This is a genomic window from Mycobacterium sp. E3251 (assembly GCF_001666835.1).
GTDB lineage: Bacteria > Actinomycetota > Actinomycetes > Mycobacteriales > Mycobacteriaceae > Mycobacterium.
Genome location: NZ_LZJF01000120.1, coordinates 33681 through 49707, shown reverse-complemented (window position 1 = coordinate 49707; position 16027 = coordinate 33681). Strand labels below are relative to the sequence as shown.

The 16027-nt window shown below is 68.0% G+C and carries 10 protein-coding genes; 5 read left to right on the top strand and 5 right to left on the bottom strand.

All coding sequences use genetic code 11. The features are described 5' to 3' along the window. The first annotated feature begins 63 nt into the window (after positions 1-63). The 3 genes from A5697_RS14465 to A5697_RS14455 all read left to right on the top strand — a co-directional run bounded on the left by A5697_RS14465 (position 64) and on the right by A5697_RS14455 (position 4998). Positions 64-2697, top strand: coding sequence for an FHA domain-containing protein (locus A5697_RS14465; protein WP_197501007.1), 2634 nt, complete (start codon positions 64-66; stop codon positions 2695-2697). Positions 2698-2772: 75 nt separating this feature from the next. Beyond that, the gene (locus A5697_RS14460; protein WP_068011096.1) at positions 2773-3213 is read left to right on the top strand and encodes a DUF402 domain-containing protein; all 441 of its coding nucleotides are present in this window, start codon (positions 2773-2775) and stop codon (positions 3211-3213) included. A gap of 120 nt (positions 3214-3333) precedes the next feature. Beyond that, entirely contained in the window at positions 3334-4998 is a 1665-nt protein-coding gene (locus A5697_RS14455; protein ID WP_068011093.1) for an HAD hydrolase family protein, read from the top strand. Positions 4999-5017: 19 nt separating this feature from the next. Here the strand turns inward: A5697_RS14455 and A5697_RS14450 are convergent, their stop codons facing one another. After that, a complete protein-coding gene (locus A5697_RS14450) occupies positions 5018-7855 on the bottom strand; it encodes a TIR domain-containing protein (RefSeq protein ID WP_068011092.1) in 2838 nt (945 codons plus the stop codon). 130 nt (positions 7856-7985) lie between these two features. On the opposite strand from A5697_RS14450, the gene ligD reads away from it, so the two are divergent. Further along, complete coding sequence (ligD, locus tag A5697_RS14445) at positions 7986-8987, top strand: non-homologous end-joining DNA ligase (RefSeq protein ID WP_068011090.1); 1002 nt, start codon at positions 7986-7988, stop codon at positions 8985-8987. An 11-nt stretch (positions 8988-8998) separates the two neighbouring features. Continuing rightward, positions 8999-9415: a hypothetical protein gene (locus A5697_RS14440; RefSeq protein WP_067951195.1), complete on the top strand. Its 417-nt coding sequence runs from the start codon at positions 8999-9001 to the stop codon at positions 9413-9415. 69 nt (positions 9416-9484) lie between these two features. Here A5697_RS14440 and A5697_RS14435 read toward each other — a convergent pair whose 3' ends face one another. From A5697_RS14435 to polA, 4 genes are all read right to left on the bottom strand, one after another. Beyond that, on the bottom strand, positions 9485-10450 hold the full coding sequence (locus tag A5697_RS14435) for a DUF2889 domain-containing protein (RefSeq protein ID WP_068011089.1): 966 nt from the start codon (positions 10448-10450) through the stop codon (positions 9485-9487). Between the two features lie 6 nt (positions 10451-10456). Continuing rightward, entirely contained in the window at positions 10457-11671 is a 1215-nt protein-coding gene (coaE, locus tag A5697_RS14430) for a dephospho-CoA kinase (RefSeq protein WP_068011087.1), read from the bottom strand. Positions 11672-11683: 12 nt separating this feature from the next. Next, on the bottom strand, positions 11684-13126 hold the full coding sequence (gene rpsA / locus A5697_RS14425) for a 30S ribosomal protein S1 (protein WP_067951190.1): 1443 nt from the start codon (positions 13124-13126) through the stop codon (positions 11684-11686). 208 nt (positions 13127-13334) lie between these two features. Further along, positions 13335-15995, bottom strand: a complete 2661-nt coding sequence (gene polA / locus A5697_RS14420; protein WP_197501010.1) for a DNA polymerase I — start codon at positions 15993-15995, stop codon at positions 13335-13337. Positions 15996-16027 lie beyond the last annotated feature (32 nt).

The window sequence follows — 16027 nt, the reverse complement described above, 5'->3', positions numbered from 1 at the left end:
GAAACATAGCGAAATCACAGGCGATCCCAATAGAGACCACTCACCGGGCGCACCGATACTTGAGTGGTGACCCGACCCGCCCCGCCCATCCTGACGATTAGGCACGACGGGTCCCAACGATCCTTCGCGGCCGGCCACGAGGTGGTCATCGGCCGCGACGTCGAGGCCGACGTGCGGATCGCCGATCCACGGATCTCGCGTGCACACCTGATCCTGCGTTTCGACCAGGGCCGCTGGCTGGCAATAGACAACGGGTCGCTGAACGGCACCTATCTCAACGGCTACCGGATGCCGGTCATCGACATCCACGACGGCCAGAGCATTCACGTCGGCAATCCGCGGGGACCCCGGCTGACGTTCGCCGTCGGACCGCAGCAGGGCTACACCAACCGGCCGGGCAGGACGCGGCCGAGCCCCGAGGCCGGTCCGCCGACGCTGGCGTGGTCGGCGCTTCCCGAGCGGACGAATCCCACGCGGCCGCCGGTCCGGCCGCGACCGCTGCCGCCCAGGCCGGCGGGATCGCCGAATTCGCCGCACAGGCAGCCGATTTCGCCGCCACGCCAGGCGCCACCGCCGCCCCCGAACGTGCCGCGCGGCACACCACCCGACGAGCTGACCGTCGTGCACGCCCCGGCGCCTCAGCCGGTCGCGACGCCGCCGGCCGAACTCACCGTGGTCGACGCCAAGACGGCCGACGTGTCGAACCTCGCTACGCGGTTTGTGAAGTTGCTTTCACCGCGCTCGTCGGCCGCCGCGGGCAGCCCGGGCGCCATGACGATCGGGCGCGCCGCGGAGAACGACATCGTGGTCTCCGACGTGTTGGCCTCACGGCGGCATGCGACGTTGGTGCGGACGCCGCTGGGCACCGAAATCCGGGACAACAGCATCAACGGAACGTTCGTCAACGGCACCCGGGTCGGGTCGGCGATCCTGTCCGACGACGACGTCGTCACCATCGGCAACGTCGACCTCGTTTTCCGCGACGGCACCCTGACCCCACGCAGCGAGGCCGCGACGCGCACCGGCGGCCTGGAGGTGCGCAACGTCCGCTACGTCGTCGACAACGGCAAACAACTCCTGGACGACATCTCGCTGATCGCGCGGCCGGGCACGCTGACCGCCGTCATCGGCGGATCGGGGGCCGGAAAGAGCACCCTGGCCAGGCTCATCGCCGGCTACACCACCCCCAGCTCCGGCTCGGTTACGTTCGAGGGCCACGACATTCACGCCGAATACGCGTCGTTGCGCAGCCGCATCGGCATGGTCCCGCAGGACGACGTGGTGCACCGGCAGCTGACCATCAACCAGGCCCTCGGCTACGCCGCCGAACTGCGCCTACCGCCCGACACCAGCAAATCCGACCGGGCGAAAATCGTCGCTCAGGTCCTCGAAGAGCTCGACCTGACCAAGCACGCCGAAACCCGGGTGGACAAGCTGTCCGGCGGTCAGCGCAAGCGCGCCTCGGTGGCGCTCGAGCTGCTCACCGGCCCGTCGCTGTTGATCCTCGACGAGCCGACCTCCGGCCTCGATCCGGCGCTCGACCACCAGGTCATGATGATGCTGCGGCAGCTGGCCGACGCCGGTCGCGTGGTGATCGTGGTAACGCACATGCTGTCCTACCTGGAGACCTGCGATCAGCTGCTGCTGGTGGCCCCGGGCGGCAAGACGGCCTACTGCGGCCCGCCGGATCAGATCGGCGAGGCCATGGGAACCACCAACTGGGCGAAGATCTTCACGAAGGTGGGCGCCGACCCCGATGAGGCCAACCGGCGCTTCGTGGAGCAACGTGACGCCGAGAAGCGGCCGCAGAAACTGGTGCCGGACAGGGCCGATGAGCCCGGCGCCCTGGGCGAACCGGTGCATACCAGTGTGCGGCGCCAGATTTCGACGGTCGCCCGCCGGCAGATCCGCCTGGTGGTCGCCGACCGGGCGTACTTCGTCTTCCTGGCGTTGTTGCCGTTCATCCTGGGCTCGCTGTCCCTGACCGTTCCCGGCGGCAACGGATTCCATCTGCCCGGCGCGAACGCGGGGACGCCCGACGAGGCGGCGCAGATCCTGGCCCTGCTGATGCCGGCCGCGGCGTTCATGGGTACCGCGCTGACGATCCGCGACCTGGTCGGCGAACGCCCCATCTTTCAGCGCGAGCAAGCGGTCGGGCTGTCGACCACGGCCTACCTGCTCGCGAAGACCGCCGTGTACTGCGGGTTCGCGGTCCTGCAGTCGGCGATCATCACCGCGATCGTGGTGATCGGCAAGAGCGCGCCGGCGCGCGGCGCCGTCCTGCTCGGCCATTCCACCCTCGGGGCGACCGTCGAACTGTTCGCCACCGTCGCGGCGACCTGTGTGGCCTCGGCGATTCTCGGCCTGGCGATTTCGTCGCTGGTCCGCTCCAGCGAGCAGATCATGCCGCTGTTCGTGGTGACGGTCATGGCCCAGCTGGTGCTGTGCGGCGGAATGGTTCCCGTGACCGGCCGCCTCGGGCTGGACCAGCTGTCGTTCGGGATGCCGGCGCGGTGGGGCTACGCCGCGGCGGCGTCGACGGTCGATCTGCGGCACCTGGTGCCCGATTCGCTGCTGTCCCAGGACCGGTTCTGGCAGCACACGTCGAAGGTCTGGCTGCTCGACATGGGCATGCTCGCGGCGTTGTCGCTGTTCTATGCCGGTTTTGTGCGGTGGAGAATCCGCCTTCGGCGTTAGAGTGGCAGCATCCATCCGCCGAAGCACGAGACGTTCGACCTCATCGCCCGCACCAACACCGATCCCAAAGGCATCGTGCGGGCCGTGGACGACTATGCGGTGCATCCGTGGGGCCTCTACGTGGCCCGGCCCACCCCCGGCCGCGCCCAGTTCCACTACCTCGAGTCGTGGCTGCTGCCGTCGCTCGGCTTGCGCGCCACGGTCTTTCACTTCAACCCCGGCCATGAACGCGACCACGACTACTACCTCGACGTCGGCGAATACACGCCCGGCCGCGACGTCTGGCGTTCCGAAGATCACTACCTCGACATCGAGGTCCGCACCGGCGACGGCGCGGACCTGACCGACGTCGACGAGTTGCTGGATGCGGTCCGCCACGGCTTGCTGGCCCCCGAGGTCGCCGAGCGGGCGGTGCGGCGCGCCGTGGACGCCGTAGCGGGCCTGGCCCGCAACGGTTATGACCTGTCCCGCTGGCTGACCGGCCACGGGATGGAGCTCACCTGGCGCCAGCGGTAAGCCGCGGCGACGTTCGAACCAAGGTCTAACGGCCCTACCCCCGGCGCGCCCGCGGCCCTAATTTCGGCAGTGCCAAGCCACACCGCATAAGTCCGTCATGCGAACGGATTCGAGGAACCCGTGACCTTTTTCCAAGTGATAGCGGTCGACCTCGACGGCACGCTGACCTCCGACGGGCAGCTGTCACCTCAAACGCTGGACGCCATCTACGGGGCCCGGCGCAATGGCTTGACCGCCGTACTGGTCACCGGCCGCATCGGGGCGGAACTGCAGGCGGAATTCCCCCACATCGCCGACCATTTCGATGCGCTGGTACTGGAAAACGGCGCCGTGATGGTGGTCAAGGGGCACACCTGCAGGTTGGCCGAGCCGGTGGACAGCAGCCTCGACGGTGCGCTCGGTGAACGGTGGGTGCCGTCCCGCCGGGGCGAGGTCATGGTGGCCACCGACGGTGAGCATGCCGCGACCGTCGTGGAGGTGATCGGCGAACTAGAGCTGGACTGCCAAGTCATTCGGAACCGGTCCGCACTCATGGTGCTGCCGGCCGGTGTCACCAAAGGCACCGGCTTACGTGCGGTCCTGGCCGAACTGAATCTGTCGCCCCACAACACCGTCGCGATCGGAGATGCGGAGAACGACTTGTCGCTTTTCGGCATCGCGGAGATCGGGGCAGCGGTGGCCAATGCCATCTCGTCCGTGCGCCGGCGGGCCGACCTCGTGCTCGACGAACCGGACGGCGCCGGCGTCGCCGGGTTGCTGACCGGACCGTATTTGAGTGGGGCGCAACGCTGGTGCCCGCCGCGGCGGTGGGTCGACATCGGCACCTTCGACGACCACACTCCGACCCGGGTGCCGGGAAGCCAGGGCCGCATCCTCGTGACCGGCCCCGCCGCGTCGGGGAAAAGCTATCTCGCCGGCCTGCTGGCGGAGCGATGGATTTCTGCCGGCTATTGCGTCCTGGTCATCGATCCCGAAGGCGACCACGTGCAATTACGGGAGCTCAGCGGGGTCGAGGTGATCGATGGCCGCCAGCACCTTCCCGAACCCACCGAACTGGTCAACGGCCTCAGCCCGCGTTCCAGCGTGGTGGTGGACATGTCCGGGATCGCCGAGCCCGAAAAGGCCGAGTATTTGCACCTGCTGCGGTCGACCGCCGAGGCGCACCGCGAACAACACGGATTCCCGCACTGGGTGATCTACGACGAGGCGCACCTGCTCGGCACCGAGGAGGAAGCACGCTGGGCGCGACGCGGCGGCTACGTGTTGTCGTCGTTCGCGCCGGCCGCACTGCCCGCCCAGGAGATCGACAACAGCGACGTGGTGCTGACCCTCACCGCCAGCGCCGACGCGGCAACCCTGCCCCCGGTGCGCCGAGCCACGGTCAGTTTCGGCGGCGGCCCGTCTCGCGCGTTCACAATCGCCGACCGCCAGACCGGCCACGTAAGGCACCGCCACAAATACGCCGATGTCCGGCTGCCGGACGAGCGCCGGTTCTACTTCCACACGATCAATGGAAGGCCGGTCCGGCCGGCCGCAACGATGCATGAATTCCGTTCTGCGATAAGTCATATCGATTACCGAGCGCTGCAATACCATCTCGAACGCGGGGATTTCTCACGCTGGCTGGACTCGACCATTACCGACAGGGACTTGGCAAAGCAGGTCGCGGCCTGGGAGGACGAGGTGCTTGCCCGGCGCGCCGCCGACGTGGAACACATCCGGCACGAACTCATCCGCGCGGTGGAAGCCCGGTATCTGCTGCACGACGCGGCCGAGGGTCGCTAGCCACCCGCTCGAGGAGCGGCTAGTCCGGCGTGACCGGGAGGCCGGGGCAGACCGTGATGTAGGGGACATCGGGTGAGACCCAGTCGTTCCACTGCCGGTGGCTCATGTTCGCGGCGAGCTTGCCACATAGCAGCGAGGACCAGTCCGCCTCGGGCGGTGCGGGCCACAGCCGCAACGTCTTGTCGTGGCTGCCGGAGGCAATGCGCTGCCCGTCGGGGCTGAACGCCACACCGAACACCGCGTCGGTGTGGCCGGTCAGCGGGGCGCCGATGGGCTTGCCGGTGGCCGCGTTCCACAACCGCAGCGTCTTGTCTTGACTGCCGGACACGACGCGCTGCCCATCCGGGCTGAACGCCACGCTCCACACCATGTCGGTGTGGCCGGTCAGCGGGGCGCCAATGAGCTTGCCGGTGCCGGCATCCCATAACCGCAGCGAGGTGTCGGAGCCGCCGGACACGATGCGCTGCCCATCCGGGCTGAACGCCACAGTTCTCACCAAGCCGGTGTGGCCGGTCAGCGGGGCGCCGATCGGCTGGCCGGTGCCGGCATCCCACAATCGCAGCGTGGTGTCGAGGCTGCCGGAGACGACGCGCCGCCCATCCGGGCTAAACGCCACACCTTCTACTGCGCCGGTGTGTCCGGTCAGCGGGGCGCCGATCGGCTGGCCAGTGGCCGCATCCCACAACCGCACCGTCTCGTCGTCGCCGCCGGAGACGATGCGCTGCCCATCCGGGCTAAACGCGACGCTCCGCACCCAGTCGGTGTGGCCGGTCAGCGGGGCGCCGATCGGCTGGCCGGTGCCGGCGTCCCACAACCGCAGCGTCTTATCCCAGCCCCCGGAGACGATGCGCCGCCCGTCCGGGCTAAACGCCACGCTCCCCACCGCGTCGGTGTGTCCGGTCAGCGGGGCGCCGATCGGCTGGCCGGTGCCGGCATCCCACAACCGCAGCGTCTTATCCCAGCTGCCGGACGCGATGCGGCGCCCGTCCGGGCTGAACGCCACGCTGGTCACCACGTCCGTGTGGCCGGTCATGGACTGCTCCGCGTCTGGATCCCATAACCGCAGAGTGGTGTCGAGGCTGCCGGAGACGATCCGCCGCCCATCCGGGCTGAACGCCACGCTCCACACGTATGCGGTGTGGCCGGCCAGTGGCCTGCCGATCGGCGCACCCGTGCCGGCATCCCACACGCGCAACGTATCGTCCCAGCTCCCGGAGGCGACGCGCCGCCCATCCGGACTGAACGCCACAGACTCCACCGGGCTGGTGTGGCCTCTCAGCGGCGCGCCGACCGGCGCGCCGGTGCCGGCGTCCCACAACCGCACCGTGGTGTCGAGGCTGCCGGAGACGATGCGCCGCCCATCCGGGCTGAACGCCACAGACTCCACCGTGCTGGTGTGGCCTCTCAGCGGCGCGCCGGCCGGCGCGCCGGTGCCGGCATCCCACAACCGCAGCGTCTCGTCGTCGCTGCCGGAGACGATGCGCCGCCCGTCCGGACTGAACGCCACGCTGTTCACCTTGTCCGTGTGGCCGAGCAGGGGTGCGCCGATCGGTGCGCCGGTATCGGCGTCCCACATTCGCAGCGTGCGGTCGTCACCGCCGGAGACGATGCGCCGCCCATCCGGACTGAACGCCACACTTCGCGCCGCGTCGGTGTGGCCGAGCAGGGGTGCGCCGATCGGCTGGCCGGCACCGGCATCCCACAACCGCACGGTGCCGTCGCCGCCGCCGGAGGCGATGCGCCGCCCATCGGGGCTGAACGCCACACTCAACACCCCGCCGGTGTGCCCGGTCAGCGGCGCGCCGATCGGCGCGCCCGTGCCGGCGTCCCACAACCGCAGCGTCTTATCGCGGCTGCCGGAGACGATGCGCCGCCCATCCGGGCTGAACGCCACACTGATCACAAAGCCGGGAGTCTGGATGATCTTGGTAGTGCTCCGCTGCGCGACCACCCCGGTGAACAGCGCGCCCGTGTCGGCATTCGGGGAGATGTGCGGCGCGGCCAGGATCTGCTGCAGCGCCCGCACATCACCGCCACCTTCGACACCGGCAAGCATGGCTTGTCCTTGCGAGGTCAATTTGAGTGCTATCGCTTGGTTGCGTTGGGCTATCGCCTGATTGCGCTGAAGTAGGGCTTCTTGTCGTTGGTGATTCGCTTCTTGTTGCTTCACGACCGCGATTGACGCCGCCACCACCGCCAGGATGGTGAGGAAAACCAGTCCCGCGATGGCCGCTCGGCGAAAGCGCCGGAAGCGCCGCTGTTCACGGAGGTCGTCGCTGGCCAGCTCATACTTGGACTTCCCGTGGATGGGGGCGGCCAGATCGGTGACCTTGTCCCGGAAGGCGTGCCCGTGCGGATCCCATGGCGCGTCGCCGCTGATGTCGACATAGAGCGGTTCCGCGGGCAGCACCCCAGGAGCGGTCAGTACCGGCAACGCGACATCCGACCGGGCGGGATCAAACCGGCGGTTGTCGCCGTCCCAGCACAGGTGGCCCTCCACCACTACGACCAACAGCTGGTCGGGACCGCGTCGCTCCAACCAGTAGGCGACCTCCTGGTTGACCCAGTGAGAGCCTGCCGCCGACGACGAAAGCACCACGATCAGATAGCGCGACTGGTCCATCGCGTTGCTGACCTTGCCCCACAGGTTCGGATTGGCGGCCAGTTCGGTGCTGTCCCGAAACACCCGCAACGCGTTCAACTGGCCGACGCGACGGCCGATGTGGTGCAAGCCCTTCTGGATGCCGGCCACGGCCTCCCCGTCCTGGTGGCTGTAGGACAGGAAGGCGTCGTAGGTGAACGACGTTTCACGACGCCGAATTGGTGGCTCTGCACGTAGTGCGCTGCCGGTGGGCATTCGGACCCCCAATATCGACTGGTTGCTGCTGTATGTTCGATCGCATCGACCGATCGAGAACAGGGTCTTTCGACCCAAGTACGCCGGTCTGAGTACCTGATCAGAGGGATGCGCGACGCAAGGACGGAACATGGCTGCTCCGGAATGGGGTTTGCCCGAGGACGTTCGAAGCCTGCTGCACGACGAGCCGGTGCCCGACTGGCGATCTCCCACGCTGGCCACGCTGACCGACAAGCGGTTCTCCGATCCGCGGTGGGTCTTCGAGCGCAAGTTCGACGGGATGCGCTGCCTGGCCTTCCGGGACGGCGCCCGGGTGCGGCTGCTGTCGCGAAATCGCCAGCCGCTCAACGGGACCTACCCGGAACTGGTCGACGCGCTCGCGGCTCAGCACTCCACCCGCTTCGTGCTGGATGGCGAGGTGGTGGCATTTGAAGGCCGCCGCACCAGCTTCGCCCGGCTGCAGGGCCGCCTGGGCATCACCGACCCGGAGGCGGCCCGGGCATCGCCGGTCCGCGTCTTCTATTACGTCTTCGACCTGCTGCACCTCGACGGCAAGTCGACGGTCGGCGCGCCGCTGATGTGGCGGAAGCGGCTGCTACGCAACGCGATTGAATTCGGCGGTCCACTGCGCTACACCCCGCACCGGGTTGCCGAAGGCCTGGCCGCCTACCGCGCGGCCTGCGAGCGCGGCGACGAGGGGGTGATCGCCAAGCTGGCCGAATCGACCTACGACGGCGGCCGCTCGAAGAATTGGCTGAAGTTCAAGTGCGTGCGCGACCAGGAATTCGTGGTGGGCGGCTACACCAGCCCCAAGGGCAGCCGGGTCGAATTGGGCGCGCTGCTGCTGGGCTATTACCAGGGCCGCGACTTCGTCTACGCCGGCAAAGTGGGGACGGGCTTCGACGAGGCCACGCTGCACCGCCTGCACGAGCGGCTGTCGGCGATCCCGCGGGAGACGCCGCCCTTCACGCGTGGCCTGGTGCGCCAAGCCGGCGCCCATTGGGCGCGCCCCGAACTGGTGGTGCAGATCGGTTTCACCGAGTGGACCCGTGACGGGAAGCTGCGCCACCCGCGTTACCTCGGCGTCCGCACCGATAAGGACGCCGGCGACGTGGTGCGGGAGAGCGGGTAATGTCAGCGACTATGAGCTGCACCGGCCGCAGGCTGCTGCCCATCATCGCGGTGACGATCATCGCCGTTGGCTCCCAACTGAGTCCGGCGACCGCGCGGGCGGACCTGCACAACATCACCTACCGTGCCCGCATCGACGCGCTGACGACCGGCAGTCAGGCCACCTTCATCATCAATGGCGGTCAGACGAACACCACCAACCTTCCGTCCATGCCCGGCAACGCATTCGAGGCCAACACGGTGCTGCCCGACCCGCAGCAGGCCGGCATGCGGATAGTGCTTCGCTTCCCGTATTCGGCGAACGTGCATTGCGAGATCGACGTCGACGACAACGTTTTCACCCAGACCGACCAGGTGGTCAAACCGGCGCCCGGGAATGCCGACCCCAACAACGGCGCGCTGCAGTGCGGTGCACCACTGCCCGCCTGAGATCGATCGCCCGACCCCCACGAGGATCTCGCAGACCTTCGAGGCGTCGAAGACGAGAGCGTCGACCTGTTACCGGCTATCTAACAGGGCGTCCAGGTCGGCGATCGCGCGCAACGTGTCGTTGAGGTGGGTGCAGGTGCTGGTGCCGACGAATTCGCCGCGGATGCGGTCGCGTAACTCGGCGAGAGTCATACCGCGGATGCGGGACGCACTACCGATCGCCCCCGGGCATTCCTGCCAGGGCAACACCCGTACTTCGGCGTTCACCTCGGTGATTACCCGCCTCGAGGTGTCAAGCGTGCCGGCGACCGTGTACTCGTGCACGATCGTCTCCACCAAGTCGTCGTCCATGTGAGAGTCGCGGAAGTGGGCCTGGAAGTGCGCCGACCCGGTGTCGACTTCCGCCAGATCCAGCCGTCGGTACCTGCGCATCCCGCGCGCTCGGAGCGGCTCCACTTCGTGCAGCCCGTTCAGCGGCGGCGCCGACGGGCCGCGGCCCGTCGGGATGACATCGTGCCGTCGGGTGTACGCGATGAGCGAAGCGTCAGGTGCGAAACCGGCGCAGATGCCGGCCATCCGGTCGGCGATGCCCAGCGGCATCTTTTCTTCGACGCCCTCGATGATCGCCGCGTACTGGGTGGCGTATCCGGACACCAGCGTTGCACCGACCCAGTCGTCGAGCAGCAGATGCAGCAAGCTGGCGCGCTCTGCTTCCTCGGGGAACAGCCGGCCGACCTTCGCACGGAATCCGGCCCCGACACGACAGCCCAGCAGTGCGTCGAGACCGGCGGGGGAAGTGATGTCGTCGACGACCTGATCGGTGAGATGTGCCCGCATTCGGATCTCGCCGAGTACCTCGACGCGTCCGCCCTCGGCGCCCACCACGTCGCGTGCCCGCAGGTCGGCCAGGGAGCCGCCCGCCTCATCCGGATGGGTGTCGATGGTGCTGGTGCGCCGCCGTCGTCCGGCCGCCAGCTGCGGCGCCTCGTCCACGAAGGGCCGCCGCGGGCCCAGGATGTCGTTGACGAACGGCATGGCGGATCAGGGCTTCCAGCCAGTGGCGTCGGCCCATTCCCACGATCGCCGGTAGGCGTCACCAAACCACGGCTCTTTGGCGGTGGTATAGCGCACGGTGTCGCCGTCGGCGCCTGCATCCGCCTCCCGCTTGACCCGCCAATACTGCTCGCGCACATCGGCGTTGGCCGACAGCCAGTCGACGAACAACAGCGCGAACTGTTGGTTGGGCCAGCCATCGACCCGGATATGCACGTTGGTTGGGCGACCCGGATCGGCCGAGGCATGAAGCCGCTTGCCCCACAGCTCCGCATCGTCGCTGTGGTCGTAGCGCTCGACGGTGCTGCGCGCATCGGGCCTGGCGACGTCGGAGGTGATGCGCTCGATGCGGGGGTAGCCGGCGGCCAGCAGGGGCTCGACGAGTTCGTCGGCGGCAGCCAATGATTCGACGGTGATCTGCACGTCGATCACGTCCTTGGCGGGAAGGTCCGGCACGGCGGTCGAACCGATGTGGTCCACGCGAATCGCCCGGTGGCCACAGGCGGTCTGCAACCGGTTGACGATCCGCCGTGCCTGATCCGGCCAACTCGGATCGGGCGGCACCACCCGCGCCGGCGCCAGGGCGACCTGATGCCGAGTCAGGTTGTGCGCGAAGGGCAGTATCCGGTGGTCCCACACGTCATGGGCCCGCTGCACCAGGTCCTCCGGGGTGCCGGAGTTGTCCACCCAGATGTCGGCGACGGCACGGCGCTGCTCGTCGCTGGCCTGCGCGGCGATCCGGGCCCGGGCATCGGATTCGGGCATGCCCCGCTGATCGACCAGCCGTCGCAGCCGCACCTCGACGTCGGCATACACGATCACCACGACCGGAAACAGCGGCGCCATCCCCGACTCCACCAGCAGCGGGATGTCTTCGACGACAACCGAATCCTCGGGCACCGAGGCGATGATCTCGGCGCGGCGCTTGCCGACCAGCGGGTGGACGATGCCGTTCAGCCGTTGACGCGCCTCGTCGTCCCGGAAGGCCTTGGCGGCCAGCGCGGGACGATCCAGCGACCCGTCGGGCAGCAGTATGTCGTCACCGAACGCCTCGACAAGCGCCGCCAGCCCCTCGGTGCCCGGCTGGACCACCTCGCGCGCGATGACGTCACCGTCGACGATGACCGCACCGCATTTCGCGAAGGTGGTCGACAGCGCCGACTTGCCGGCGCCGATGCCACCGGTCAACCCGATACGCAGCATGCGTGAACGCGCTTAGGCGTTGCCGGCGAGCTTCTCCCGCAGGGCGGCCAATTGAGCGTCGCTGGCCAGCGACCCGCCGGCCGCCTTCTCCTGCGGCGCACCGCCGTTGCCCGACGACTGCTCGGCGTGCCCGGCCGCCTCGGCCGCGGCGAACTTCTCCATCTGCGCGGTGTGCATCTTGTGGCGGCGTTCGGCCTCGGCGTAGCGGGCCTCCCACTCGGTGCGCTGCTTGTCGAACCCCTCGAGCCATTCGTTGGTCTCGGCGTCGAAGCCTTCGGGGAAGATGTAGTTGCCCTGCTCGTCGTAGCTGTCGGCCATGCCGTACTTCGCCGGGTCGAACTCGTCGGTGTAGTCCTCGTTGGCTTGCTTGAGCGACAACGAGATTCGGCGGCGCTCCAGGTCGATGTCGATGACCTTGACCATGGCGTCGTCACCGACGGCCACCACCTGGTCGGGCACCTCGACGTGGCGCTCGGCCAGCTCGGAGATGTGCACCAGGCCCTCGATGCCCTCCTCGACGCGGACGAACGCACCGAACGGCACCAGCTTGGTGACCTTGCCGGGCACGATCTGGCCGATGGCGTGCGTGCGGGCGAAGTGGCGCCACGGGTCTTCCTGGGTTGCCTTGAGCGACAACGAAACCCGCTCGCGGTCCATGTCGACGTCGAGCACCTCGACGGTGACCTCGTCGCCGACCTGGACTACCTCGGACGGGTGGTCGATGTGCTTCCAGGACAGCTCGGAGACGTGCACCAGGCCGTCCACACCACCGAGGTCGACGAACGCGCCGAAGTTGACGATGGACGAGACGACACCCTTGCGGATGGCGCCCTTCTGCAGCTGGTTGAGGAACTCGCTGCGCACCTCGGACTGGGTCTGCTCCAGCCAGGCCCGGCGCGACAGCACGACGTTGTTGCGGTTCTTGTCCAGCTCGATGATCTTGGCCTCGATCTCCTTGCCGATGTACGGCTGCAGATCGCGGACCCGACGCATCTCGACCAGCGACGCGGGCAGGAAGCCACGCAGGCCGATGTCGAGGATCAGGCCACCCTTGACCACCTCGATGACGGTGCCCTTGACGGCCTCGTCCTTCTCCTTGAGCGCCTCGATGGTGCCCCAGGCGCGCTCGTATTGCGCGCGCTTCTTGGACAGGATCAGGCGGCCCTCTTTGTCCTCCTTGGTGAGAACAAGGGCTTCGACCTCATCACCGACGGAAACGACCTCGCTGGGGTCGACATCGTGCTTGATGGAGAGCTCGCGGGCGGGGATGACGCCCTCTGTCTTGTAGCCGATGTCGAGGAGCACCTCGTCCCGGTCCACTTTGACGATCGTCCCCTCGACGATGTCGCCATCGTTGAAGTACTTGATCGTTTTGTCTATTGCGGCAAGAAAGTCCTCGCTGGAGCCAATGTCGTTGACGGCTACTTGGGGCGAGGTGACGGTGGGACTCGGCATGTGGTGGGTTGCTCCGGACAGGTTGGGTCGTAGGGACAAAACTGGGATTTATCTATTGAGGTTACTCGACTGCGTACACGCTGGCCAAACCCGGGCGGCGCGCCACTTGCGCGACACCGGGTGAATGCCCACGGCGAAAGTGACCGCAACGCGAATTTCGCGATAAATTTTCTCTCCGCTAGATCATCCTCGGCGACTGACGCCCCCGTCAATGCGCCGCCGCGTCCCAGGAACGGCCGTAGCCCACCGAGACCTCCAACGGCACGTCGAGCGGATAGGCGCCGCCCATCTTCTCGCGGGCCAGCGCCTCGAGCTGGTCGCGCTCGCCCGGAGCGATTTCGAACAGCAGTTCGTCATGCACCTGCAGCAGCATCCGGGACTTCAGCCCGGCTTCTTTGATCGCCTTGTCGACCTCGATCATCGCGACCTTGATGATGTCGGCGGCGCTGCCCTGGATGGGCGCGTTGAGCGCCGCCCGCTCGGCCGCCTCCCGCACCTGGCGGTTGCTGCTGTCCAGCTCGGGAAGGTAGCGGCGGCGGCCCAGCACCGTCGAGGTGTAGCCGTCCTTGCGGGCCTGCTCCACGATGTTCATCAGGTAGTCGCGCACCCCGCCGAACCGGGCGAAGTAGGCGTCCATCTGTTCCTTCGCCTCTTCGGTGGAGATCTTCAACTGCTGCGACAGGCCGTAGGCGCTCAACCCGTAGGCCAGCCCGTACGACATCGCCTTGACCCGGCGGCGCAGCTCGCCGGTGACCTCCTCGATCGGCACGCCGAATGCTCGGGACGCGACGAACGAGTGCAGGTCCTCCCCCGTGTTGAACGCCTCGATCAGGCCCTCGTCCCGCGACAGATGCGCCATGATCCGCATTTCGATCTGGCTGTAATCGGCGGTCATCAGCTCGCTGTAGCCGTCGCCGACCACGAACGCGTCCCGGATCCGCCGGCCCGCCTCGGTGCGGATCGGGATGTTCTGCAGGTTCGGCTCGGTCGACGACAGCCGGCCCGTCGCCGCGATGGTCTGGTTGAACGTGGTGTGGATGCGCCCGTCGGAGGCCACCGAATTCAGCAAGCCGTCGACGGTCACCTTGAGCCGGGTGGCGTCGCGGTGGGTGAGCAGGTGCTGCAGGAACGGATGGCCGGTCTTGTCGAACAGCGACTGCAGGGCGTCGGCATCGGTGGTGTAGCCGGTCTTGGTGCGCTTGGTCTTCGGCATCTCCAGCTCGTCGAAGAGCACCGCCTGCAACTGCTTCGGCGAGCCCAGGTTGATCTGCTTGCCGATCACCGCGTAGGCCGCTTCGGCCGCGTCGCGGATCTGGTGGGCGAAATCGCTCTGCAGCTCGCCGAGCAGATCCAGATCGACTGCGATGCCGGTGTTTTCCATCCCGGCCAGCACCCGCTGCACCGGCAGCTCCATGCCGCCAAGCAGCGACGTGGAGTTGATGCGGGCCAGCTCCTCGTCGAGCGCGTCGGCCAGATCCAGCACCGCCACGGCCCGCAGGATCAGCGTCTGCACCGCCTGGTCGTCCGTCCCATCGGAATCGTCGAGCAGCGAAAGCTGTTGCTGCTCAGGACTTTCCGCGCGAAGCTCCCTGCGTAGGTAGCGCAGCGACAGGTCCTCGAGGGAGAAGCTGCGCTGCCCGGGCCGAACCAGGTAGGCGGCCAGCGCGGTATCGGAGGTGACGCCGGCCAGCGTCCAGCCCCGGCCGGCGAGGTCGTGCATCGCCAGCTTGGCTTCGTGCAGCGCCTTGGGTGGACCCGGGTCGGCCAACCAGGACGCCAGCGCCGCCTCGTCGTCGGGCTCCAGCGTTGAGGTGTCGATGTAGCGGCCCTCACCGTCGGCGGAGACGATGGCCAACGCGGTGGCGTCGGCGTCGTAGGCCAAATGCGTGCCGACGACGGCCAGACCGAACCGCTTGCCCGAGCTGTGCTCCGCCAGCCACACCGCCAGCTCGCCGGGCTGCAGCGCGCCCCCGCGGACGTCAAAACCGGCGTCGACCTCCGGCGCTGCCGCGGCCAGGGTGTCGAACAAGCGGTCGCGCAACACCCGGAACTCCAGGTCGTCGAACAGCCGGTGGATGTGGTCGCGGTCCCAGGGCTGCATGCGCAGCGTGTCCGGGGTCTGCGCCAGCGGCACGTCCTTGACCAGATCGGTGAGCTCGCGGTTGCGGATCACGCTGGCCAGGTTGGCCCGCAGCGCGTCGCCGACCTTGCCGCGCACCGAGTCGACGTTGTCGACCAGACCTTGCAGCGAGCCGTACTCGGCGATCCACTTGGACGCGGTCTTCTCCCCGACGCCGGGGATGCCGGGCAGGTTGTCGCTGGGATCGCCACGCAGGGCGGCGAAGTCGGGGTACTGCGTGGGGGTCAACCCGTACTTTTCGACGACGGCCTCGGGCGTGAACCGGGTGAGTTCGCTGACGCCCTTGCGCGGGTAGAGCACCGTGACGTCGTCGCTGACCAACTGCAGAGAGTCCCGGTCGCCGGTGACCACCAGCACGCGGTAGCCCTGGTGTTCGGCCTGGGTGGCCAGCGTCGCGATGAGGTCGTCGGCTTCGAAGCCCGGCTCGGCGAGCACCGTGATGCCCAGAGCGTTCAGCACTTCCTTGGTGATGTCGATCTGGCCGTGAAATTCGTCCGGCGTCGCCGAGCGATTGGCCTTGTACTCGGGGTACCGCTCGGAACGGAACGTCTGCCGGGACACGTCGAACGCCGCGGCGATGTGCGTCGGGGCCTCGTCGCGCAACAGATTGATCAGCATCGCCGTGAAGCCGTACACCGCGTTGGTGGTCAGGCCGCCGCGGGTCTTGAAATTCTCGGCGGGCAGCGCGTAGAAGGCGCGGAAGGCCAGCGAATTGCCGTCCAGCAGCATCAGCGTCGGCTTGGTCTGCTCCTCGCTGGCGA